The 22,082-nt window shown below is 63.0% G+C and carries 20 protein-coding genes; 7 read left to right on the top strand and 13 right to left on the bottom strand.

Features of this window, described 5'->3' with window-relative positions:
- Positions 1–37: 37 nt before the first annotated feature.
- The 9 genes from ahcY to I6F35_RS18910 form a co-directional block, all read right to left on the bottom strand.
- On the bottom strand, positions 38–1,465 hold the full coding sequence (gene ahcY, locus I6F35_RS18870) for an adenosylhomocysteinase (protein WP_225119168.1): 1,428 nt from the start codon (positions 1,463–1,465) through the stop codon (positions 38–40).
- 90 nt (positions 1,466–1,555) lie between these two features.
- Positions 1,556–2,752 (bottom strand): methionine adenosyltransferase, encoded by a 1,197-nt coding sequence (gene metK, locus I6F35_RS18875; protein ID WP_225119169.1) that lies wholly within the window; start codon positions 2,750–2,752, stop codon positions 1,556–1,558.
- Positions 2,753–2,812: 60 nt separating this feature from the next.
- Positions 2,813–4,168: a hypothetical protein gene (locus I6F35_RS18880; RefSeq protein WP_225119170.1), complete on the bottom strand. Its 1,356-nt coding sequence runs from the start codon at positions 4,166–4,168 to the stop codon at positions 2,813–2,815.
- 99 nt (positions 4,169–4,267) lie between these two features.
- On the bottom strand, positions 4,268–5,386 hold the full coding sequence (locus tag I6F35_RS18885; RefSeq protein WP_225119171.1) for a cobalamin-independent methionine synthase II family protein: 1,119 nt from the start codon (positions 5,384–5,386) through the stop codon (positions 4,268–4,270).
- A 24-nt stretch (positions 5,387–5,410) separates the two neighbouring features.
- On the bottom strand, positions 5,411–6,127 hold the full coding sequence (locus tag I6F35_RS18890) for an ABC transporter ATP-binding protein (RefSeq protein ID WP_225119172.1): 717 nt from the start codon (positions 6,125–6,127) through the stop codon (positions 5,411–5,413).
- Positions 6,120–6,872, bottom strand: coding sequence for an ABC transporter ATP-binding protein (locus I6F35_RS18895; protein WP_225119173.1), 753 nt, complete (start codon positions 6,870–6,872; stop codon positions 6,120–6,122). Before I6F35_RS18895 ends, I6F35_RS18890 begins: the two co-directional genes overlap by 8 nt.
- Positions 6,869–7,900, bottom strand: a complete 1,032-nt coding sequence (locus I6F35_RS18900) for a branched-chain amino acid ABC transporter permease (RefSeq protein WP_225119174.1) — start codon at positions 7,898–7,900, stop codon at positions 6,869–6,871. The genes I6F35_RS18895 and I6F35_RS18900 overlap by 4 nt, the downstream gene beginning before the upstream one ends.
- An 8-nt stretch (positions 7,901–7,908) precedes the next feature.
- A complete protein-coding gene (locus I6F35_RS18905) occupies positions 7,909–8,778 on the bottom strand; it encodes a branched-chain amino acid ABC transporter permease (protein ID WP_225119175.1) in 870 nt (289 codons plus the stop codon).
- Between the two features lie 43 nt (positions 8,779–8,821).
- On the bottom strand, positions 8,822–9,997 hold the full coding sequence (locus I6F35_RS18910; RefSeq protein ID WP_225119176.1) for an ABC transporter substrate-binding protein: 1,176 nt from the start codon (positions 9,995–9,997) through the stop codon (positions 8,822–8,824).
- A gap of 325 nt (positions 9,998–10,322) precedes the next feature.
- Here I6F35_RS18910 and I6F35_RS18915 point away from each other — a divergent pair, with 325 nt between their 5' ends.
- A complete protein-coding gene (locus tag I6F35_RS18915) occupies positions 10,323–10,601 on the top strand; it encodes a hypothetical protein (RefSeq protein ID WP_225119177.1) in 279 nt (92 codons plus the stop codon).
- A gap of 24 nt (positions 10,602–10,625) precedes the next feature.
- Here I6F35_RS18915 and purU read toward each other — a convergent pair whose 3' ends face one another.
- The gene (gene purU, locus I6F35_RS18920) at positions 10,626–11,489 is read right to left on the bottom strand and encodes a formyltetrahydrofolate deformylase (RefSeq protein ID WP_225119178.1); all 864 of its coding nucleotides are present in this window, start codon (positions 11,487–11,489) and stop codon (positions 10,626–10,628) included.
- A 135-nt stretch (positions 11,490–11,624) separates the two neighbouring features.
- On the opposite strand from purU, the gene I6F35_RS18925 reads away from it, so the two are divergent.
- Positions 11,625–12,467: a uroporphyrinogen-III synthase gene (locus tag I6F35_RS18925; protein WP_225119179.1), complete on the top strand. Its 843-nt coding sequence runs from the start codon at positions 11,625–11,627 to the stop codon at positions 12,465–12,467.
- 155 nt (positions 12,468–12,622) lie between these two features.
- Here I6F35_RS18925 and I6F35_RS18930 read toward each other — a convergent pair whose 3' ends face one another.
- The 3 genes from I6F35_RS18930 to I6F35_RS18940 form a co-directional block, all read right to left on the bottom strand.
- Entirely contained in the window at positions 12,623–13,579 is a 957-nt protein-coding gene (locus I6F35_RS18930) for a GDP-L-fucose synthase (RefSeq protein ID WP_275945473.1), read from the bottom strand.
- Positions 13,560–14,645, bottom strand: coding sequence for a GDP-mannose 4,6-dehydratase (gene gmd / locus I6F35_RS18935; protein WP_225119180.1), 1,086 nt, complete (start codon positions 14,643–14,645; stop codon positions 13,560–13,562). Before gmd ends, I6F35_RS18930 begins: the two co-directional genes overlap by 20 nt.
- 150 nt (positions 14,646–14,795) lie before the next feature.
- Entirely contained in the window at positions 14,796–15,470 is a 675-nt protein-coding gene (locus I6F35_RS18940; RefSeq protein WP_225119181.1) for a Crp/Fnr family transcriptional regulator, read from the bottom strand.
- A gap of 330 nt (positions 15,471–15,800) precedes the next feature.
- Here I6F35_RS18940 and I6F35_RS18945 point away from each other — a divergent pair, with 330 nt between their 5' ends.
- The 5 genes from I6F35_RS18945 to I6F35_RS18965 all read left to right on the top strand — a co-directional run bounded on the left by I6F35_RS18945 (position 15,801) and on the right by I6F35_RS18965 (position 22,072).
- The gene (locus tag I6F35_RS18945; protein ID WP_225119182.1) at positions 15,801–16,622 is read left to right on the top strand and encodes an ABC transporter ATP-binding protein; all 822 of its coding nucleotides are present in this window, start codon (positions 15,801–15,803) and stop codon (positions 16,620–16,622) included.
- Positions 16,619–18,547 (top strand): long-chain fatty acid--CoA ligase, encoded by a 1,929-nt coding sequence (locus I6F35_RS18950; RefSeq protein ID WP_225119183.1) that lies wholly within the window; start codon positions 16,619–16,621, stop codon positions 18,545–18,547. The genes I6F35_RS18945 and I6F35_RS18950 overlap by 4 nt, the downstream gene beginning before the upstream one ends.
- A 220-nt stretch (positions 18,548–18,767) precedes the next feature.
- Entirely contained in the window at positions 18,768–19,661 is an 894-nt protein-coding gene (locus I6F35_RS18955; RefSeq protein ID WP_225119184.1) for a branched-chain amino acid ABC transporter permease, read from the top strand.
- A 2-nt stretch (positions 19,662–19,663) separates the two neighbouring features.
- Positions 19,664–20,737 carry a branched-chain amino acid ABC transporter permease gene (locus I6F35_RS18960; RefSeq protein WP_225119185.1) on the top strand — a complete coding sequence of 358 codons (1,074 nt, stop codon included), beginning with the start codon at positions 19,664–19,666 and terminating at the stop codon, positions 20,735–20,737.
- A gap of 51 nt (positions 20,738–20,788) precedes the next feature.
- Positions 20,789–22,072 carry an ABC transporter substrate-binding protein gene (locus I6F35_RS18965; RefSeq protein WP_225119186.1) on the top strand — a complete coding sequence of 428 codons (1,284 nt, stop codon included), beginning with the start codon at positions 20,789–20,791 and terminating at the stop codon, positions 22,070–22,072.
- The last annotated feature ends 10 nt before the right edge of the window (positions 22,073–22,082 follow it).

Genomic DNA, 22,082 nt, shown 5'->3' on the forward strand with positions numbered 1-22,082 from the left:
CGGGGCCTTTCGATCTGTTGCTCGGGAAACCAGCGGATCAGTAGCGGTAGTGATCCGACTTGTATGGGCCTTCCGGCTTGACGCCGATATAGTCGGCCTGGTCCTTGCGCAGCTCGGTCAGCTTGACCCCGATCTTGGCGAGGTGCAGGCGGGCGACCTTCTCGTCCAGCGTCTTCGGCAGCACGTAGACCTTCTTCTCGTACTTGCCGTCCTTGTTGTTGGCGAACAGCTCGATCTGCGCCAGCGTCTGGTTGGTGAAGGAGGCCGACATCACGAAAGACGGATGGCCCATGGCGTTGCCGAGGTTCACCAGGCGGCCTTCCGACAGCAGGATGATGCGATGCTTGTCCGGGAATTCGATCTCGTCGACCTGCGGCTTGATGTTGGTCCATTTCAGATTGCGCAGATGTGCGATCTGGATCTCATTGTCGAAGTGGCCGATGTTGCAGACGATGGCGCGATCCTTCATCGCGCGCATGTGCTCGATGGTGATGATGTCCTTGTTGCCGGTGGCGGTGACGAAGATGTCGGCGCGCGGCGCGGCATCTTCCATGGTCACGACCTCATAGCCCTCCATCGCCGCCTGCAGCGCGCAGATCGGGTCGACCTCGGAGACCATGACGCGGCAGCCGGCCTGGCGCAGCGACGCGGCCGAGCCCTTGCCGACGTCGCCGAAGCCCGCCACCATCGCGACCTTGCCCGACAGCATCACGTCAGTGCCGCGGCGGATGCCGTCGACCAGCGACTCACGGCAGCCATAGAGGTTGTCGAATTTCGACTTGGTGACGCTGTCGTTGACGTTGATCGCCGGAAACAGCAGCGTGCCCTTGTTCGCCATTTCATAGAGGCGATGCACGCCGGTGGTGGTCTCTTCCGAGACGCCCTTGATGTTCTTGGCGATCTCGGCGAACCAGCCCTTCGGCTTCTCCTTCAGGAGCCGCTTGATCAGCGCGTAGAAGATTTCCTCTTCCTCCGAGCCGGGCTTGTCGAGGAACGCAGTATCGCCCTGCTCGGCGCGGTAGCCGGCATGCACCAGCATGGTGGCATCGCCGCCGTCATCGAGAATCATGTTGGGCGTGCCGCCGCCATGCCAGTCGAACAGCTTGGCGGTGTAGTCCCAGTAGTCGGTGAGCGTCTCGCCCTTCACCGCGAACACCGGAATGCCGGCCGCCGCGATCGCCGCCGCCGCGTGGTCCTGGGTCGAATAGATGTTGCAGGAGACCCAGCGGATGTCGGCGCCGAGCGCGGCCAGCGTCTCGATCAGGACCGCGGTCTGGATCGTCATGTGCAGGGAGCCGGCGATACGCGCGCCCTTCAGCGGCTGCTTGGGGCCGAACTCCTCACGCGTCGCCATCAACCCGGGCATCTCGGTTTCTGCGAGCGAGATTTCCTTGCGGCCGAAGTCGGCGAGCGAGATGTCCTTGACGATGTAGTCGGTGAAGCCGGGCTTCGTCGGGGCGTTCATGCGGTTGATCCCTTAAAAAGCGTATTCCGAAAAGCGATCTCAGCTTTCCGGAATACGCGACACGGTTACAGATACCAATTGCGGAGCAAATCAGACCGCGCGCTTGAGCGGTTCGACCAGATCGGTCTTCTCCCAGGAGAAGCCGCCCTCATTGTCGGGCGTGCGGCCGAAATGACCGTAGGCCGAGGTCCGCGCATAAATCGGACGGTTGAGGTCGAGATGGGTGCGGATGCCGCGCGGCGTCAGGTCCATCGCCTGCGCCACCGCCTTCTCGAGCTTGTCCTCCGGCACCTTACCGGTGCCGTGGGTGTCGATATAGATCGACAGCGGCCGCGCCACGCCGATCGCGTAAGCGAGCTGCAGCGTGCAGCGCTCGGCGAGGCCGGCAGCGACGATGTTCTTGGCCACATAGCGCGCGGCATAGGCGGCCGAGCGATCGACCTTGGTCGGATCCTTGCCGGAGAAGGCGCCGCCGCCATGCGGGGCCGCCCCACCATAGGTGTCGACGATGATCTTGCGGCCGGTGAGACCGGAGTCGCCGTCGGGGCCGCCGATGAAGAACTTGCCGGTCGGGTTGATGTGCCAAATGGTCTTGCCGTTGATCCAGTCCTTCGGCAGCGCCTCGCGCACATAGGGCTCGACGATGTCGCGCACCTGATTGGAGGAGAGGTCCTCGACCAGATGCTGGTGCGAGACCACGATCTCGCGGACGCCGACCGGCTTGCCGTTCTCGTACTGCACGGTGACCTGGCTCTTCGAGTCCGGCCCAAGCACCTTCTCGCGACCGGAATGGCGCGCTTCGGAAATCAGCCGCAGGATCTTGTGGGCGTAGAAGATCGGCGCCGGCATCAGGTCCGGCGTCTCATTGGTGGCGTAACCGAACATGATGCCCTGGTCGCCCGCCCCCTCTTCCTTGGCTTCGCCCGGCTGCTGCCCATCGACGCCTTGCGCGATGTCGGCCGACTGCGGATGCAGCAGGATCTCGATGTCGCAGGTCTTCCAGTGGAAGCCTTCCTGCTCGTAGCCGATATCCTTGATCGCTTCGCGAACGGTGCTTTCGATCTGCTCGTTGGTCACCGATGTGGGCCCGCGGGTTTCGCCGGCGATCACGACCTTGTTGGTGGTGGCAAGCGTTTCGCAGGCGGCGCGGATCTGCCAGGGGTCGATGCCGGCTTTCGGCCCTTCCCGGTAGAACAGGTCAACGATCTCATCGGAAATGCGGTCGCAGACCTTGTCGGGATGTCCCTCCGAGACCGACTCGCTGGTGAACAGGTAAGACGCGCGCATCAAGCATACCCCTTTTTTCGTCGAGCTCCGACGTTCGTTCCTGAATGTGTCCCTGGAATGTCAGTCTCTACGACGCGATATGACGTAGGATTCGTCGTAAAACCACAGCCCATTGTGCTTGCGCAGAACTTCGCGCGTAGCCTCCAGAGTTCGGCCGCTTTCCGTCATCTCGGTCAACCGGTCATCCTCGATCTGGGCGACATACACCGCCGCGTTCCACGCTGCGAAAGCCGTCGAGGTTCCGATCGACCCGGTGACCTCATTAGGCAAGGCTTCCATATCATATCGGAAGATCGAACGGTTATCGGCGTAAGCGTTAAAGTTAAGCTCGCGCCCGACCGATCCGAGTTCGTACTTGACCGCGCGCAATATCTCATGGCGGCTAACGGCGAAAGGATTTTCTCCGGGCCACACTGCCTGAATAATTTCCAGGCCCGGATCGTGGCCGTGGGAGTGAATACCGATCAGGCGTCCGCCCGCCCGCAAAGCCCGCGCGAGCGGCGCGACGATGCGCTTGGCGCGGAAATTCACCGAGGATTTTGCCCGGTATGGCTGCGATGCGATGACAAGGTCGAAATTGGCCTCGGACTTGCCGGCCCGCGGGATGATCGAATCGAGCAGGAACCGCTGGTCCTCCCGGTAGAGCACCAAAACCACCGGGCGCTCATAGATGGGCATCCCTGATCGTGGGCTGACGCTGGCCCGCCAATTCTGCTCAAGAAATGGGCCAAGTTCCGCGATCTGGGCCTCGAACTCACCCGACGATGCCCCCCGCAGCGCCACTTCGTGCCACAGCGTGCTGGCGGCCGCCGCCGGCGATTTCGGGGTCAGCCAGGGCGCCTCCGCGTAATACATGTTGGTCAGGACGAAGACGGTAGCGGGGTGCTCGAACAACCGGTCCGGTACCTTGTCCAAAGTCAGCCGCACGTCCTCCAGGCTCAGTTCCTTGCCGGCGACGTAGAACGGCATATGCGGGAAGCGGCTATGCATGGAGCGCAGAACTCGCGCCAGCACGGTGCCGTCGCCGATCCCTGCGTCAAACACCCGCAGCGCTGGCGGCCGGGGATGGATGGCGGAAAGCTCCAGCGCGACCCGCTGCGCGATTACCCGCTTCTCGCCGCAGGTGTGGACGAACAGCAGGTACCTCTGCCGGTTCTCGAAGAAGCGGAAATTCTGCCGCGGATCGCGCTTTTCGGGCGGCACCACCAAGCCACGCGGCGGCGCCACCCCGCCCGGGGTGGAGGTGGCAATGAAAGCCTGGATGCGATCCAGCGTGTCGATCGTGATCCGCTTCCCCTCCCGCAGCCGGTGCACCAGCTTGCCGTCATTGACCGCACGACGGCCGAAGGTCGTCTCGGCCATGTCTGCCCGGCGGCAGAAGTCGGTGATCTGGCTGAGGATCTCGTCGTTCTTCATTGGGCCTGGAGAATGGGACGGGGGTGGGCAGCGGTGGATAAGTAAAGACCTCTACCACCATCTGCCCACTTCCTGAAGCCCTCTCGCCTCGAGTGCGATCTACCTCCCCCACACCTCTTCGGCGATCTCGACCGCGAGCCTCAGCTTCGCCCACTGCTCTTCCTCGGAGAGGATGTTGCCTTCCTCGGTCGAGGCGAAGCCGCATTGCGGCGAGAGCGCGAGCTGCTCGAGCGGCGCGAATTTCGAAGCTTCCTCCAGCCGCCGCTTGATGTCGTCTTTCTTCTCGAGCTCACCGAACTTGGAGGTGATGACGCCGACCACCACGATCTTGTCGCCCTTCGGCAGATAACGCAGCGGCTCGAAGCCGCCGGCGCGGTCGGAATCATATTCGAGGAAATAGCCGTCGTAGTTGGTGCCAGCGAGCAGCGTTTGCGCCACCGGCTCGTAGCCGCCGGAGGAAATCCAGGTGGAGCGGAAATTGCCGCGGCAGACATGCGTCGTGATCACCATGTCCGATGGACGGTCAGCGATCGCGTAATTGATGACGCGGGCGTAGATCTCCTGGAGACCATCAGGATTATCGCCGCGCTCGCGCGCCTTCTGCAATTCCTCCTGCGAGCAGAGATACGCCCATACGGTGTCGTCGAACTGCAGATAGCGGCAGCCCGCGTCGTAAAACGCCTTCACGGCCTTGCGGTAGGTCTTGCCGAGGTCCTCGAAGAACGGCTCGAGTTCGGGATAGACCTCCTTCGAGATCAGCTTGCGGCCGCCGCGGAAGTGCAGCACCGACGGCGCGGGGATCGTCATCTTCGCCGTGACATGGGCCTGGTCGGCATATTTCTTCAGGAAGCGGAAGTGGTCGAGCATCGGGTGGTTGTCGGGAAAGTCCAGCTTGCCGATCACGCGGATGGCGTCGTGACGCGTCTGCACGCCCGCGAACTGGATGCCGGCGTCGGGATGAAACAGTTCGCAGCCGGTCAGCTTGGCGAGAAAATCGAAGTGCCACCAGGAGCGGCGGAATTCACCGTCGGTCGCAAGCTTCAGACCAGTGGAGGCCTGGCGGTGCACGACCTTCTCGATCTCGATGTCTTCGATCTTGCGCAGTTCGTCGGGCGCGATCTCGCCCTTTTCAAGCTTGGCGCGCGCCTCCTTGATCTTCGCTGGCCGCAGCAGGCTGCCGACTTCGTCGGCGCGGAAAGGGGGTTTTGTTCGTTGCATGGTTTCGACTCCCTAGGGACGGAACTAATGCGCTTTGGCGCCGGAGACCCCGAGATGCCGCTCGAGCACTGTGGGGTCGGCCTTCAAGGCATCGCTTGCCGCATCGTGAACGATTGTACCGCGTTCCAATATCACAACGCGGTCGGCGAGCCCCAGAATCTTTTGCGCATGCTGTTCCACGATGATGGAGCAGATGCCACCAGAGCGGGTAATGGTGCCGAGCGCCTTGAGCAATTCCTCAACGATGATGGGCGCGAGGCCTTCCGTCGGCTCGTCGAGCAGCAGCACCTTCGGATTCAAGGTCAGCGCGCGGCCGATCGCCAGCATCTGCTGCTCGCCACCGGAGAGCTGGTTGCCGAAATTGGTGCGGCGCTCCTTCAGGCGCGGAAACATCCGGTAGATGCGCTCGACCGTCCACGGTCCCCGCTGAGCCACCGCGGTCATGTTCTCCTCGACCGTGAGGGAGCGGAAAATATTGCGCTCCTGCGGCACCCAACCGATCCCTGCCCTCGCCCGCTGGTCCGGGCGCAACGCCGTGATGTCCTGTCCGCTCAACGACAAGGTGCCGCCGAAACGGCGGGTGACGCCGACGATGGAATTGATCAGCGTGGTCTTGCCGGTGCCATTGCGCCCCAAGAGGGCCAGCACCTGGCCTTCAGGGAGCGACAGCGTCATGCCCGGCAGCACCACCGCCTCGCCATAGCCGGCGCGCAGGCCATCGATCGCAAGCAGTTCAGACATGGGCGGCCTCGCCGAGATAGACCGCTTTCACCTGCGGGTCGCGCGCCACGGCATCGGGCGGGCCTTCCGTCAGCAGCGCACCGTTGACCAGCACCGAGATGCGATCGGCGAAGGAGAACACCAGATCCATGTCGTGCTCGATCAAGAGCACCGTGACCTCGCGCGGAAGGGCCGCAACCGCGGCCAGAATGTCGTGGCGCTCGTTTTCGGGCACGCCGGCGGCCGGCTCGTCGAGCAGCAGCACGCGAGGTCTGGCGGCGATCGCGACCGCGATCTCGAGCAGGCGCTGCTTGCCATAGGGCAAGGTGACGGTGGGCTCGCGCATGACGTCAAGCAGATGAAACCGCGCCAGGATCTCGGCGATCTCTGCATTGACGTCCGCCCGCGTCCCCATCCGCCGCCACCAGTCGCCGCCGCGTCCCATCCGTTCGGAGACTGCCAAGCCAATGGTCTCGAGCGGGGTGAGATCGGGATAGAGCTGGTTGATCTGGAAGGTGCGCGACAGGCCGCGCAGCACGCGCTTGTGCACCGGCAAGCCAGTAATGTCGCTGCCTTCGAGCAGGATACGGCCGCCATTGGGCCGCAGCACACCGGTGAGCAGGTTGATCACGGTGGTCTTGCCGGCGCCGTTCGGCCCGATCAGAGCGTGGCGGGCGCCCTGCTCTATCCTGAGCGACAGGTCGCGCGTGATGCGCAGGCCGCCAAAGGATTTTTCCAGCCCCCTGGTTTCCAGCGCGATCGTCATGACGGGTCGCTCTCGGGAACGACAACAACCGCCCGGCGGCCGGCAAATTGCCGAATAACGAGGTTGGGCAGCCAAAGCGCCCAGCGATGGATGCGAGCACGGCCGATCAGAACGATCACGACCAGCACCAGCCCGATCCAGAACAGCCAATATTGCGGCGTGATGGTCGAAAACAGCTCCTGCAGCATCTTGAACACAACGGCGCCGATCAGCCCGCCGTAGAGATAGCCAGTGCCGCCGATAACGAGCATCAACATCAGGTCGGCGGACCGCTCGAACGAGAACACGTCGAGCGACGCGAGCGCCGTCGTCTGCGTGAACAGCGCGCCGGCGACGCCAGCATAGAACGCCGAGACGGTATAGATCGCGATCAATCGGCGATTGACGGGAATACCGATCGCTGCCGCCCGCAGCGGGTTGTTCCTGATCGCGCGCAGCGACAGGCCGAACGGCGAATGCACGATCCGCCGCGCCAGCAGGAACAGGAGGAACAGCACGATCAGCGAATAGAAGAATCCGGTCTTGCCGAAGATGTCGAACGCGAAGCGGCCGAGGATCGGCTGCATCTCGATGCCCTGCAATCCGTCGGTGCCGCCGGTGATGTTGGAGAAACGTTCGGCAAGCGCTTCCAGGAGCAATGCGATGCCGAGCGTCACCATCAGCCGGGTCAGATCGACGCCGCGGATGACGAGGAAGCTGGTGAAGAAGCCGAGCACCATGGCGGCAAAGCCTGCAACCACGAGCGCAACCACCGGCTCGTTGATGATGCCATGCAGCGCCAGCAGCCCCGCGGAATAGGCGCCGACGCCGAAGAACGCGGCATGCCCAAGCGAGACGATGCCGGCATAGCCGAGGATCAGGTCGAGCGACAGCGCGAACAAAGCGAGCCGCACGATGTCGGTCATGATCAGGTAGCGGGATGGAAACAGGAAGCCACAGGCGACAACCACGATCCAGAAGGCGATCTCGCCCGGCCGCCAGCGGGCGCTCGCAATTGCATCCGTGGAGACGTCGGGAAGCGTGGTCATCGCACGCCTCAACGCGCGGCCGTGCGGCCGAACAGGCCGTTCGGACGCCAGATCAGGATCACGATCATGATGGTGTAGATCACGAACGGTCCCATCTTCGGGACATAGTATTTGCCGGCGACATCCCCGATGCCGAGCAGGAGCGAGGCCAGGAACGGCCCTGTTATCGAGGAGGAGCCGCCCACCGTCACCACGATCAGAAAGTAGATCATGAATTTGAGCGGGAAGTAGGGATCGAGGCCGAGGATCTCTGCGCTCAACGCGCCGCCGAGGCCGGCCAGCCCACAACCAAAAGCAAAGGTGATGGCGAAGACCTGCGGCACGTTGATGCCGAGCCCGATCGCGGCACGGGGATCATCGACCGCTGCGCGCAGTCGGCTGCCGAAGCGCGTGCGCGCCAGGATCAATTGCAGCGCGACCGTCAGCAAACCGCAGATCACGATGATCATCAGCCGATAGCGGCCGATGCCGACCCCGAAGACGTCGAACTGTCCCTCGAGCGCCGCGGGCAATTTGATGAAAACCCGTGACGAGCCCATGATGTAGTCGACCGCTGCGACCGACATGAAGACGAGGCCGATCGAGAACAGCACCTGGTCGAGATGGCTGCGCGCATAGAGATGACGGTACAGCGCTCGCTCCAGGACTACGCCGATCGCGGCGCTGACGACGAAGGCGAGCGGCAGCGCCGCAAAGAATGGCCAGCCGGAATTATTCACCAGCACCGCGCAGATATAGCCGCCGGCCATCGCGAAGGCGCCGTGCGCGAGGTTGACGAAGTTCATCAGCCCGAGCGTCACGGCGAGCCCGCAGGCGAGCACGAACAGCAGCATGCCGTAGGCGACGCCGTCGAACAGGATGGTGAACAGCGTGGTCATGGACTTAAGCCGGAATCAGCCAGCGCTGGAGATGGCGTCCGCGTCACTTCTTGGTCTTGCCGGGGTCCTTGACGGCCTCGAAGGTGGCAAATTCCACGTTGTAGAGTTCGCCGTCGACCTTCTCGACCTTGCGGATATAGATGTTCTGGACGATATCGCGTGTCTCCGGGTCGATCGAGATCGGCCCACGCGGGCTTTCCCACTTCATTCCCTTCATTGCCGCAATCAGCTTGTCGCCGGTGGCGTCGCCGCCGGTCTTCTTCAAGGCTTCATAGATCAGATGGATGCCGTCGTAACCGCCCACCGCCATGAAGCCGGGCCGATTGTTGAACGCCTTCTTGTAGGCGGCCACGAACTCCTTGTTGATCTGCGAGGGATGCGCGGCGGAATAGAGATGCGCGGTGACCGCGCCGAGCGCCGCATCGCCCATGTTGTTGAGGAGATCGTCGTCCATGACATCGCCCGGGCCGATCACCTTGATGCCGCTCTTGTCCAGCCCGCGCTCGGCATATTGCTTCATGAAATTGCCGCCCTGCCCGGCCGGCACGAACACGAACATGGCGTCCGGCTTGGAATCTTTCATCCGTTGCAGGAATGGCGCGAAGTCGGGATTGGCGAGCGGCACCTTCACCTCTTCGACGATCTCGCCGCCGCCGGCCACGAAATGCTCCTTGAAGGAAGCCAGCGCGTCGTTGCCGGGTGCGTAATCCGAGGTCAGCGTCGCCACCTTCTTGATGCCGTTCTTGACCGCCCAGTCGCCGATGATGGTGGAGGATTGCGCCAGCGTGAAGCTGGTGCGGACGATGTAGGGCGAACGTTCGGTAATGATCGAGGTGCCGGCCGCCATGACGATCTCAGGAACTTTGGCCTGCGTCGCCAGGGGCGCCGCGGCGAGCGCGGCCGGGGTGACGCCGAAACCGGCAATGACGTTGACCTTCTCGTTGACGATCAGCTCCTGCGCCATGCGCTTGGTATTGTCGGGAACCGCGGCGTCGTCCCTCAGGATGATCTCGATCTTCTTGCCGGCGACGGTGTCGCCCTTCTGCTGCATGTAGAGCTTGATCGCGTTGTCGATCTGCCTGCCGGTCGAGGCCTGCCCGCCGGTCATCGGCACGATCAGGCCGATCTTGACCGTTTCTTCCTGCGCCCGGGCGTGCGGGACAGTGGCTGCAACGGCAAGGGCGCCTGCAACCAGCAACAATTGACGGCGAATGAACATGAACGCTTCTCCCCCTCATCGTTCGCGCGGATCGAACCGAGTCCCCGGCCCTTGCCTCACCATAGCCCAGATTGTTCGGCGGTGTAGCGCGGCGAATGGCGTCGTCCGGCGTCAGTTTGTCAAGCCGACGTAAGCATGGTCCCGGCGCGCTGACCGCCAGCAGCCACCGGCGGCGTCTTTAGTATTTCCGGCGATAAAGGTTCTATCATACCTCTAACGGGACCTGATAAGGCTATCTTACGATTTCGAAACTACGTTCCGCCGACCCGCGCCAAGGGTTGGCGCAATCCGGTCCAAACCTTCGAGCCCACGCCCCTGCATCGCGATGCCGACCAGCGCCCGCCATCTCGCTACCCTCTTCGCCCTCGCTCTCACAGGCTGTGCCTTGGGCGGATGCGGTACCATCAACGAGAAGCTGTCGGCTGGCACGGCGGACCTTATTCCGGCCTGGGCCGGCGGGCTGCCGGCGGACGCCCCACCCCGGCCGGGCACCGCCGCATATGACGAATTCATGCGCGAGCGGGAACGCAAACGGCTGATGCCCGCCGCCGAGCGCGGCGACGACAACAAGCCCGCGCCGAAGTCGCAGGATGCCACTCATTGAGGAAGGGCGAGCACGCCACTCCGCTCAGTCGACGAACACCACCGTCTTGCGGCCGTTGGAGATCACGCGATCCTCGAGATGGTAGCGGATCGCGCGCGCCAGCACGCGGCGCTCGATGTCCCGGCCCTTGCGGACGAGATCGTCGGGCGTATCGCGGTGGCTGATGCGCTCGACGTCCTGGTCGATGATCGGCCCTTCGTCGAGATCGCCGGTGACGTAATGGGCGGTGGCGCCGATCAGTTTGACGCCGCGCTCGTGCGCCTGATGGTAGGGGCGCGCGCCCTTGAAGCCCGGCAGGAACGAATGGTGGATGTTGATGCAGCGGCCCGCGAGCTTTGCCGACAGCTCGTCCGACAGGATCTGCATGTAGCGAGCAAGCACGACCAGGTCGGTGTTCGTGTCGTCGGCGACCTTCCAGAGCGCGGCTTCCTGGTCGCGTTTGGTCTCCTTGGTCACGGGAAGGTAGTGGAACGGAATCTCACCGAAATCGAGATGGCTGTAGGCTTCGCGCGGATGGTTGGAGACGATGGCGGTCGGGATCATCTGCAATTCGCCGGTGCGCCAGCGATAGAGGATATCGACCAGGCAGTGATCCGATTTCGACACCAGCAGCATCACGCGGCGGCGAGCCGCGCGGTCCCGCATCTGCCATGTCATGGCAAAACGCTCGGCGATTGCGGCAAAGCCGGTCTGGAGCGCCGACAGTTCGACTGCGAGATCGGCAGCGGTGAACACCACCCGCATGAAGAATTTCTTGGTCTCGATATCGTCGAACTGCTGGGCATCCAGGATGTTCTGACCATTATGCGCGAGAAAGGTCGAGACCGCCGAGACGATACCGGGGCGGTCGGGGCAGGACAGGGTCAGGACAAATTGAGGGTCGGGCATGGCGATGAAGGGCTTGATTGATTAAGGCTTGGGCAGCCACTGGAACGACGGTTTTGCGGCCCTGCTGTATCACCGCCGTGGCCCTTGCGCCATTCCCGCGGCAGGTGCCAAATTGAACTATATCGGAGGCACATCATGGCTGACCGGCTCAACGGCTACCGCATCCTGATCCTGGAGACCCGCGAGGAGGCGCAATTCTCCCGCCTGCTCGCCGAACAGGGCGCCGACGTGCTGCAATGTCCGATGTTCGCGATCCATGATGCGCCGGATCCGGCGCCGATCGAGGCCTGGATCAGGCGCTGCGTCGAAAGACCCTTCGACGATCTGGTGCTGATGACCGGTGAGGGGCTGCGGCGGCTGATGAAGGTCGTGCGCCGCATCGGCGTCGAGCAGGAGTTCATTGCGGCGCTGACCGAGGCCCGCAAATTCGCCCGCGGCCCAAAGCCCGGCCGGGCTTTGCGCGAAATCGGGCTCGAGCCGCAGGTGACGACGGAGAAACCGACATCGGAGGGCGTCATCGAGATGCTGTCCCGCATCGAGCTGAAGGGCCATCGGCTCGGCCTGCAGCTCTATCCGGACAAGGATCACGGCGCGTTGATCGGTGCGATCCAGGCGCAGGGCGCCGAGGTCGATACGGTGCTGCCTTATGTCTATGATCCCAAGGCGGCCGACGCCAACATCGTCGCCGCCATCGACGAGATGGCGGACGGCCGGATCGATGCGATCGCGCTGACCAATTTGGGCCAGGTGCGCCGGCTGTTCGAAGCCGCGCGGGCGCGCGGCTATGAGGACAGGCTGCGCCAGGGCCTTGACCGGACCTCGATCGCCTCGGTAGGGCCGGCAGTCTCCGGCGAACTCGCCTCACACGGCCTGCGCACCGACATCGCGCCGGCGAACGACGCCTATTTCATGAAGCCGCTGATCTCAGCGATGGCGCTGGCGCTCGCAAAGCAGCCACCGCGGACGACGGCGAGGTAGGGTCGCAACCACCGTCATCGCGAGGAGCGTAGCGACGAAACGATCCATGCCGCCACAAGTGGGAAGGAAGATGGATTGCTTCGCGGAGCCTGTCATCGGGCGGCGCTACGCGCCGACCCGGTGGCTCGCAATGACGATGTGGTGCGATCCGAGCGCTATTCCGCCGCCTGCTGGATTTCGCTGAGATACGCCTGATAGGCGAGCTTGATGCCGTCTTCCAGCGACGTCTTCGCTCGCCAGCCGAGCGCAGCCAGCCGGCTGACGTCGAGCAGTTTGCGCGGCGTGCCGTCGGGCCGCCCGGCGTCATAACCGATGGCGCCGTCATAACCGATTGTCGCCGCGACCACCCGGGCGAATTCCGCGATCGTGATGTCCTTGCCGGTGCCGATATTGACCAATCCCTCGTCGGAGTAGACCTTCATGAGGTGGATGCAGGCGTCGGCGAGATCGTCGACATAGAGGAATTCGCGCCGCGGCGTGCCGGTGCCCCAGACCACGACGTTCTTCGCCCCCGACATCTTCGCCTCATGGAAACGGCGGATCAAGGCCGCGACGACGTGGCTGTATTCGGGATCATAGTTGTCACCCCGACCATAGAGATTGGTCGGCATCACGCTGATGAAATCCGCTCCATATTGGCTGCGATAGGTTTCCGCCATCTTGATGCCCGCGATCTTGGCAATCGCATAGGGCTCGTTCGTCTCCTCGAGCGGCCCGGTCAGCACCGAATCCTCGCGCAGCGGCTGTGGCGCCAGGCGAGGATAGATGCAGGAGGAGCCGAAGAACATCAGCTTCTCGGTTCCATTGGCGTAGGCTGCGTGGATCACGTTGGTCGCGATCGCCAGATTGTCGTAGAGGAACTCGGCGCGCAGCAGGTCGTTGGCGGCGATGCCGCCGACTTTGGCAGCCGCGAGGAACACCACCTGCGGCCGCTTTGCGGAAAACCATCTGTTGACCGCCGCCTGATCGCGGAGATCGACTTCCGTTCGTGGCACCGTCAGGAGATTAACGTCTTCCTGTGCGAGCCTTCGCAATAGCGCGGAGCCGACCATGCCGCGATGGCCGGCGACAAAGACCGTCTTGCCTCTCAGCTCAAACGGTGTTCTTGCCATGGGCGGCCTCCTGCCCCGCCTCAGCGAGGTCGCTCGCGACCATTTCCTTCACGAGCTGGGCAAAGCTGGTCTTCGGCTTCCAGCCGAGTTTCTCGCGCGCCTTGCTGGCATCGCCGATCAGAAGATCGACCTCGGTGGGGCGGAAATAGGTCGGATCGATGCGGACCACAGTCTTGCCAGATTTTGTGTCGACACCGGTCTCGTCGATGCCCTCGCCGCGCCATGCAATCCGGCGGCCGACTTCGGCAAACGCCAGTTCCACGAATTCGCGAACCGAGCGCGTCTCGCCGGTCGCCAGCACGAAATCGTCAGGAGCATCCGCCTGCAGGATCCTGTGCATGCCCTCGATATAGTCCCGCGCATGACCCCAGTCGCGCTTGGCCTCGAGATTGCCGAGATAGAGCGTCTCCTCGAGCCCGACCTCGATGCGGGCGACGCCGCGGGTGATCTTGCGGGTGACGAAGGTCTCGCCGCGGATCGGGCTCTCATGGTTGAACAGGATGCCGTTGGAGGCGTACATGCCGTAGGCCTCGCGGTAGTTCACCGTGATCCAGTAGCCGTAGAGCTTGGCGACGCCATAGGGCGAGCGCGGATAGAACGGCGTGGTCTCCTTCTGCGGCACTTCCTGCACCAGGCCGTACAGCTCCGAGGTCGAGGCCTGATAGAACCGCGTCTCCTTTTCCATGCCGAGGATGCGGATCGCCTCCAGGAGGCGCAGCACGCCGACGGCATCGGCATTGGCGGTGTATTCCGGGCTCTCGAAGCTGACCCCGACATGGCTTTGCGCGGCGAGATTATAGATTTCGGTCGGCCTGATCTGCTGCATCAGCCGGATCAGATTGGTCGAGTCGGTCATGTCGCCGTAATGCAACAGGAACGGCACGTTGCCGACGTGGCGATCCTGATAGAGATGATCGACGCGCGCCGTGTTGAACGACGACGAGCGGCGCTTGATGCCGTGCACGGTGTAGCCAAGCCCGAGCAGATATTCAGCGAGATAGGCGCCGTCCTGACCGGTGACGCCCGTGATCAGTGCGACGCGCCGCTTGGAGTCCTGAACCGCCATATCCTCTCCGAGGGCGCGAAACTGCGCCGGGGTTGCGAATGGCTCGGTCTGTAGCATCCGCCCCGAGCGAAGTCTAATGCCATAACCGTTTGGAATCAGGCCGTTAGGCTCAAGCTTTGGGCAAAAACGGTATCGAACCGGCCCGCTGGACTATTCGCCGTAATGGCGGAGACGTTCGAGATCGACGATGGTCACGCCGCCATATTCCAGCCGCAACAGCCCCTCCTTCTCCAGCCGTTTCAGGCACTGGTTGGCATTCTGACGCGAGATGCCGGAAAGCGCGCCGATTTCCTCCTGCGTGATCTCGAGATGGCGCGAGAGTTCGGGGTAGAGAATCGGGTTGAACAGGGAGGCGATGGAACGCGCCAGCCGAGCAGTCGCATCCAGGGTACGGCCATATTCCAGCAGCGCGATGAACTGGCCAAGCCGCTCGTTGAGCTGCGCCACCAGGAAACGGTTGAACGCCACGCTGTTCTCGAACAGCCAGACGAAGGTCTTGCGGTCCATCATGGCCAGCCGCGTGTCGCGCAGCGCCACCACGTCGTAGCGCCGCGCTTCGTTCTTCAGCACCGACCCCTCACCGAACCAGGCGCCGGCGGTCAATCCGGCGAAGCTTGCAGCTTTGCCCCCGCGGGAGACGATGCCCATCCGCGCCAGACCCGTGACCACGCCGGTCCAATAATCGAAACGATCGCCGCGCATGAAGATGAATTCATTGGCGCGGTAGGATTTCTCGATGATGCCGCTGCGCGCAACCTCGATCTCGCGGTCATCCAGTTCACGCGACCAGGCCGCGATGCGCTTGAGGTAATCAGCAGCAATCATGATCCCGTTGACGTCGCCCGTCTTGCTATGTTGCGCCGCAACAACTCAGGGACCGAACGAAATTTGCCGGCCAATTGTCGGGCGCAAGACATTTCACCGTACCGGTTTGCCTTATGGAGGGCCATCGGCGCAACGCCATCTGCACGACACGCGTGAAGCGCGGGTGGGGCAAGGTCCGGGTGCGGCGTTACCGCGCATGAGCGGTCGCGTTCGCAAGCGGAACGAGCACCATTAGTCGGATGGCTTAGCCGGAACGGCCGATGTAAGATTATCGCCGTCTTTGCAACGAGAGACAAAGAGCGCGTGAAGCGCCGCATCTGGAGGGAATAGGTGGATTACACGTTGGAGGTGCGCGGGGTGTCGCTGCGCTTTGGTGGCGTCCGTGCGCTGACCGAAGTGAGCTTTGGCGTCAAGCCCGGCGAATTGTTCTCCATCATCGGCCCCAACGGGGCCGGCAAGACCTCGATCGTCAACTGCATTTCCGGTCGCTACAAGCCGACCGAAGGCCAGCTTTTCTATCGCGGCAAGGACATCACCGGCCTCAATCCGAACGCGCGGCCCTCCCTCGGCATCGGCCGCACCTTCCAGAATCTCGCGCTGTTCCACCACATGAGCGTGCTCGACAACATCATGGTCGGCCGCCATCACCTGCTGAAGAACAATTTCATCACGGGATCGCTGTACTGGCTGACCGGCGCGCGGCGCGAGGAGCTCGATCACCGCCGCAAGGTGGAAGAGATCATCGACTTCCTCGACCTGCAGTCGGTGCGCAAGGCAACCGCCGGCACCCTTCCCTACGGCCTGCGCAAGCGCGTGGAACTTGCCCGCGCCATGGCGCTCGAGCCGCAGTTGATCCTGCTCGACGAGCCGATGGCTGGCATGAACTTCGAAGAGAAGGAGGACATGACGCGGTACATCGTCGATCTCAACGAAGAGTTCGGCATGACCGTCGTGATGATCGAGCACGACATGGGCGTGGTGATGGACATCTCCCACCGCGTGATGGTGCTCGATTTCGGCCGCAAGATCGCCGAGGGCGATCCCGCGACCGTGCTCGCCGATCCCCACGTCAAGCGCGCCTATCTCGGCGAAGAGGACGAGGCGCTGGTCGATCCCGACGACGTGCCGCTGCCGCGGGAGAGCGCGGCATGATGGACTACGCCGGGCGCGCCGCACGGGCCGACACCTTTCCCAAGATACTGCGGCTCAATGCCAGGGAACATGGCAGCGAGATCGCGCTGCGTGAGAAGGATCTTGGTCTGTGGCGTGAATTCACCTGGGACGATTACCAGACGCGCGTGCGGGATTTCGCGCTCGGCATGATCGAACTGGGCCTCGGCCGTGGCGACGTGATCGGCATCATCGGCGACAATCGCCCGGACTGGGTGGCTGCCGAAATCGCGAGCCACGCGATCGGCGGCATGAGTCTTGGGCTTTACCGCGACGTGCTGGATGAGGAGGCGGCCTACCTCCTGAACTATGGTGAGGCGAAACTCGTATTCGCCGAGGACGAGGAACAGGTCGACAAGCTTCTGGGCCTGGCCGACCGCGCGCCGCACCTGAAGCACATCGTCTATTCCGATCCGCGCGGCATGCGGAAATATGACGATCCGCGCCTGATGGAGGCGAACAACCTTGCCAACCTCGGCCGCGAGCGCGCCCTGCGCGAGCCCGGCCTCTACGACACGCTGGTCGACGCCACTGATGGCGAAGACGTCGCGATCCTCTGCACGACGTCGGGCACGACAGCCAATCCGAAGCTCGCAATGCTCGCCGCTGGCCGCGTGCTCAAGCACTGCGCGACCTATCTCTCCTTCGATCCGAAGGGGCCGGACGACGAATATGTCTCGGTGCTGCCGCTGCCCTGGATCATGGAGCAGGTCTACGCGCTCGGCAAAGGTCTGCTCTGCCGGATGAAGGTCAACTTCGTCGAAGAGCCCGATACCATGATGCACGATTTCCGCGAGATCGCGCCGACCTTCGTGCTGTTCGCGCCGCGGGTATGGGAGGCGATCGCGGCCGACGTGCGCGCCGGCGTGATGGATTCATCGCCCTTGAAGCAAAGGCTGTACGACCTCGGCATGAAAACAGGGCTTGCGGCGCTCGCGCAGGGCAACCGCTCGGTGGTTGCCGACCAGCTTCTGTTCCGAGCGCTGCGCGACCGCCTTGGTTTCACGCGGCTGCGCTCGGCGGCAACCGGCGGCGCGGCGCTTGGCCCTGATACGTTCAAGTTCTTCCGAGCGATGGGCGTGCCGCTGCGCACGCTTTACGGCCAGACCGAGCTGCTCGGTGCCTATACCCTGCATCCGCCCGGCGCGGTCGATCCCGATACCACGGGCGTCGCGATGGCCGAGACGATCGAGATCCGCGTCGACAACCCTGATGTCAACGGCGTCGGCGAGATCGTGGTGCGTCATCCCAACATGTTCCTGGGCTACTACAAGAACCCGGAAGCATCCGCGGCCGACATGGAGGATGGCTGGATGCGTTCCGGCGATGCCGGCTACTTCAATGACAACAGGCAGCTCGTGGTGATCGACCGCATCAAGGATCTCGCCGAGACTTCGCGCGGCGATCGGTTCTCGCCGCAATATATCGAGAATAAGCTGAAGTTCTCGCCCTATATTGCGGAAGCGGTGGTGCTGGGCGCCGGCCGCGACGCACTCGCCGCGATGATCTGCATCCGCTATTCCATCATCTCGAAGTGGGCGGAAAAGAACCGGATCTCGTTCACGACGTATAGCGACCTCTCCTCGCGTCCCGAGGTCTATGCACTGCTGCGCAAGGAAGTCGAGACCGTCAACGCCTCGCTGCCGCCGGCCCAGCGCATCTCCCGCTTCCTGCTGCTCTACAAGGAACTCGACGCCGACGATGGTGAGCTGACCCGCACCCGAAAAGTGCGCCGCGGCGTCATCAACGAGAAATACGCAGATATCATCGACGCGATCTATCGTGGCGACGCGAATATTCCGGTCGACACCGTGATCCGCTTCCAGGACGGGACGACCCAACGGGTACGAACCACACTGAAGGTGGTGGATCTGGCGCCTGCGGCAACTGCGGAGGCCGCGGAATGATACTCCAGGAACAGAGCGTGATGCGCATTGTGGCGCCCTCTCCCCTTGTGGGAGAGGGCTGCTCCTCTAGCAGACAAGGCCTCGATAGGGTGAGGGGTTCCCTCCCCGCACTCCCGACGCCGAGACAACCCCTCACCCGGCGTCGCCTCGCGACGCCACCCTCTCCCACAAGGGGAGAGGGTGCAGCGGCGCTCCCCTCTTTCGCTAGTCGCAAATCAACATGAACATCCAGTTCCTGCTCCAGCTCCTGATCAACGGCCTTGTCGTCGGCACCCTCTATGGCGTGGTCGCCATGTCGTTTGTGCTGATCTACAAAGCGACGCAGGTCGTGAACTTCGCGCAGGGCGAATTGCTGCTGATCGGCGCCTGGGTGTGCTGGGCGCTGCTTGCCAAATACCAGCTGCCGTTCTGGCTTGGCATGCCGATCACGCTGGTTTTCATGTTCGTCTTCGGCATCGCGATCCAGATTGTGATCCTGCGGCCAATGATTGGAGAGCCGATCATCTCCGTCATCATGGTGACCATCGGGCTCTCGACGGTGTTCCAGGCCGCGCTGAAATGGATGTTCGGTGTCAACCCGCAGCCGTTCCCGCGCGTGTTCCAGAGCCAATCGGTCAACCTGTTCGGCCTGCAGATCCAGACCGTCTACGTGATGAGCCTCGTGGTCTCGATCGCGATGATGATCGGCATGGCCTGGTTCTTCCGCGCTTCCAAATACGGCCTGGCGATGCGGGCTACGGCCTTCAACCAGCAGGTCGCACAGTCGCTCGGCATTTCCGTGAAGAGCGTGTTTGCGATGGCCTGGGCGATCTCGGCGACCGTGTCGGCGGTCGCAGGCGTCGTCGTCGCCGTCGTCAACGGCGTCTCTTCCGGCCTCTCCGCCTACGGCATCAAGGTATTTCCGGCGGCGATCCTCGGCGGGCTCGATTCGGTCGGCGGCGCCGTGCTCGGCGGCATCATCATCGGGCTGCTCGAGAACGTCGCGCAATATGTCGACAGCGAGTACCTGCACTGGGGCAACCTCTACGAGATCGCGCCGTTCTACGTCTTGATCATCATCCTGATGATCAAGCCCTACGGCCTGTTCGGCACCAAGGATATTGAGCGGGTCTGACCATGGCGACGCGTTCCCTGATTCCCTCCGGCGACTTCCGCACCACCTACGCTGCCGACACCACGATCTTTCCGACCATAACCAGCCGCAACTTTGCGATTCTGGGGATCCTGCTGGCGTGCTTCGCGCCCTATGTGTTCTCCAACTACTGGCTCAGCATCTCGATCCAGATCGGTATCTTCGCGATTGCAGCGCTCGGCCTCAACGTGCTGGTCGGCTTCACCGGGCAGATCTCGATCGGCCACGCGGCGTTCTTCCTGCTTGGCGCCTTCACCTCGGCCTATATTTCGAACAATGCGCCGATCCCGGTGTTCTTCGCCATCCCGCTTGCGGGTCTCGTCACCGCGCTGGTCGGCCTCATCTTCGGCGTGCCGGCGGCGCGGCTGAAGGGGCTTTATCTCGCGATCGCGACGCTCGCCGCGCAATACATCCTGCTCGACTTCTTCTCCCGCGCCGAATGGTTCTCCGGCGGCTCGGTGCCGGCGAGCGCCGAGCCATTTTCGATCTTCGGCTATACACTGCGCGGCGACCGCCAGTATTTCTACGTCGTGCTGGCTTACCTTGTCGTCAGCTATCTCCTCGTCACCAATTTGATGCGCACGCGCGACGGCCGCGCGCTGATTGCGATCCGCGACCATTATCTTTCCGCCGAGATCATGGGCATCAACCTCACCAAATACCGAACGCTGTCGTTCGGTATTGCCGCGTTCTTCGCCGGTATCGCTGGCGCACTCTATGCGCACTATCAGCTTGTGGTCTCGCAGGAAGGTTTCGGCATCGAGCGCTCCGTGCTGTTCCTCGCCATGATCATCATCGGCGGCACGGGTTCGGTCATGGGTACGCTGATGGGCACGGCCTTCGTGGTGCTGCTGCCTGAGACAATGGAGTGGATCAGCCTGGAGCTGAAGGGGAGCGCGATCGACAGGGCGCTGGAGCTCAACACCAACATCACTTTCCTGCGCGAGATCGCGATCGGGCTGATCATCATCGCGTTCCTGATGTTCGAGCCGGATGGGCTCGCGCATCGCTGGCGGCAGATCAAGGCATATTGGAAACTCTACCCGTTCTCGCATTGAGGTCGGGGCAAAGACTTACAATCGTATCAACGAATAACAGGAGGAAAGACCATGACGATTAAATCCCTTTTGAGCACGGCCTCATTGGCGCTGCTGATCGGTGGCGCATCCGTGGCCGCGCAGGCCCAGATCGCGATCGGCCACCTCGCCGACTATTCCGGCGGCACCTCGGACGTCGGCACGCCTTACGGGCAGGCCGTCGCCGACACCTTTGCGTGGGTCAACAAGAATGGCGGCATCGGCGGCAAGAAGCTCAATGTCGATACCAACGACTACGGCTATCAGGTGCCGCGCGCGATCGCGCTCTACAAGAAATGGTCGGCGCCGGACGGCAAGGTCGCGGCGATCATGGGCTGGGGCACCGCCGATACGGAGGCGCTGACCGGCTTCCTCGCCCAGGACAAGATCCCGGATATCTCGGGCTCTTATGCGGCAGCGTTGACCGATCCGGAGGGTACCAGCGGCAAGGCAAAGCCCGCGCCCTACAATTTCTTCTATGGTCCGAGCTATTCGGACGCGCTGCGCGCGATGCTGATCTGGGCAGCGGACGATTGGAAAGCCAAGGGCAAGTCGGGCAAACCCAAGTTCGTTCACATGGGCGCCAACCATCCCTATCCCAACGCACCAAAGGCGGCCGGCGAAGCCATCGCCACCGAACTCGGCTTCGAGGTGCTGCCGCCGCTCGTATTCGCGCTCACCCCCGGCGACTATTCCGCGCAATGCCTCAGCCTCAAGAGCTCCGGCGCCAATTACGCCTATCTCGGCAATACGGCAGCGTCCAACATCTCCGTGTTGAAGGCCTGCAAGGCGGCCGGCGCCGACGTGCAGTTCCTGGGCAACGTCTGGGGCATGGATGAGAACGCGGCCAAGACCGCCGGTGATGCGGCCGATGGCGTGATCTTCCCGCTGCGCACGGCGGTCGGCTGGGGTGGCGATGCGCCCGGCATGAAGACGGTGATGGAAATCTCCAAAATCTCGGACCCGTCGGGCAAGATCTATCGTCCCGTGCATTATATCGCCGCCGTCTGCTCGGCCCTCTACATGAAGGAGGCGATCGAGTGGGCCGACAAGAACGGCGGCGCGACCGGCGAGAACGTCGCCAAGGGCTTCCATCAGAAGAAGGACTGGATACCGGCCGGCATGGAAGGCGTCTGCAACGCCTCGACCTGGACCGCAAAGGACCATCGCCCGACCACGAAGGTCGATCTCTACCGTTCCAAGGTCACCGGCTCGACCGACGGCGATCTCAACGACCTCATGGCCAAGGGCGCGATCAAGCTCGAGAAGGTCAAGACCGTGGAGCTGCCGCGCAAGCCGGAATGGCTGGGGTGGTGAGGCACACTGA

It is taken from the genome of Bradyrhizobium sp. BRP22, assembly GCF_020194175.1.
Taxonomy (GTDB): domain Bacteria; phylum Pseudomonadota; class Alphaproteobacteria; order Rhizobiales; family Xanthobacteraceae; genus Bradyrhizobium.

Excerpts from the sequence above, each read along its gene's own strand:
- ahcY (WP_225119168.1), bottom strand. The coding sequence starts at position 1,465 with ATGAACGCCCCGACGAAGCCCGGCTTCACCGACTACATCGTCAAGGAC.
- metK (WP_225119169.1), bottom strand. The coding sequence starts at position 2,752 with ATGCGCGCGTCTTACCTGTTCACCAGCGAGTCGGTCTCGGAGGGACAT.
- I6F35_RS18880 (WP_225119170.1), bottom strand. The coding sequence starts at position 4,168 with ATGAAGAACGACGAGATCCTCAGCCAGATCACCGACTTCTGCCGCCGG.
- I6F35_RS18885 (WP_225119171.1), bottom strand. The coding sequence starts at position 5,386 with ATGCAACGAACAAAACCCCCTTTCCGCGCCGACGAAGTCGGCAGCCTG.
- I6F35_RS18890 (WP_225119172.1), bottom strand. The coding sequence starts at position 6,127 with ATGTCTGAACTGCTTGCGATCGATGGCCTGCGCGCCGGCTATGGCGAG.
- I6F35_RS18895 (WP_225119173.1), bottom strand. The coding sequence starts at position 6,872 with ATGACGATCGCGCTGGAAACCAGGGGGCTGGAAAAATCCTTTGGCGGC.
- I6F35_RS18900 (WP_225119174.1), bottom strand. The coding sequence starts at position 7,900 with ATGACCACGCTTCCCGACGTCTCCACGGATGCAATTGCGAGCGCCCGC.
- I6F35_RS18905 (WP_225119175.1), bottom strand. The coding sequence starts at position 8,778 with ATGACCACGCTGTTCACCATCCTGTTCGACGGCGTCGCCTACGGCATG.
- I6F35_RS18910 (WP_225119176.1), bottom strand. The coding sequence starts at position 9,997 with ATGTTCATTCGCCGTCAATTGTTGCTGGTTGCAGGCGCCCTTGCCGTT.
- I6F35_RS18915 (WP_225119177.1), top strand. The coding sequence starts at position 10,323 with ATGCCGACCAGCGCCCGCCATCTCGCTACCCTCTTCGCCCTCGCTCTC.
- purU (WP_225119178.1), bottom strand. The coding sequence starts at position 11,489 with ATGCCCGACCCTCAATTTGTCCTGACCCTGTCCTGCCCCGACCGCCCC.
- I6F35_RS18925 (WP_225119179.1), top strand. The coding sequence starts at position 11,625 with ATGGCTGACCGGCTCAACGGCTACCGCATCCTGATCCTGGAGACCCGC.
- I6F35_RS18930 (WP_275945473.1), bottom strand. The coding sequence starts at position 13,579 with ATGGCAAGAACACCGTTTGAGCTGAGAGGCAAGACGGTCTTTGTCGCC.
- gmd (WP_225119180.1), bottom strand. The coding sequence starts at position 14,645 with ATGGCGGTTCAGGACTCCAAGCGGCGCGTCGCACTGATCACGGGCGTC.
- I6F35_RS18940 (WP_225119181.1), bottom strand. The coding sequence starts at position 15,470 with ATGATTGCTGCTGATTACCTCAAGCGCATCGCGGCCTGGTCGCGTGAA.
- I6F35_RS18950 (WP_225119183.1), top strand. The coding sequence starts at position 16,619 with ATGATGGACTACGCCGGGCGCGCCGCACGGGCCGACACCTTTCCCAAG.
- I6F35_RS18955 (WP_225119184.1), top strand. The coding sequence starts at position 18,768 with ATGAACATCCAGTTCCTGCTCCAGCTCCTGATCAACGGCCTTGTCGTC.
- I6F35_RS18960 (WP_225119185.1), top strand. The coding sequence starts at position 19,664 with ATGGCGACGCGTTCCCTGATTCCCTCCGGCGACTTCCGCACCACCTAC.
- I6F35_RS18965 (WP_225119186.1), top strand. The coding sequence starts at position 20,789 with ATGACGATTAAATCCCTTTTGAGCACGGCCTCATTGGCGCTGCTGATC.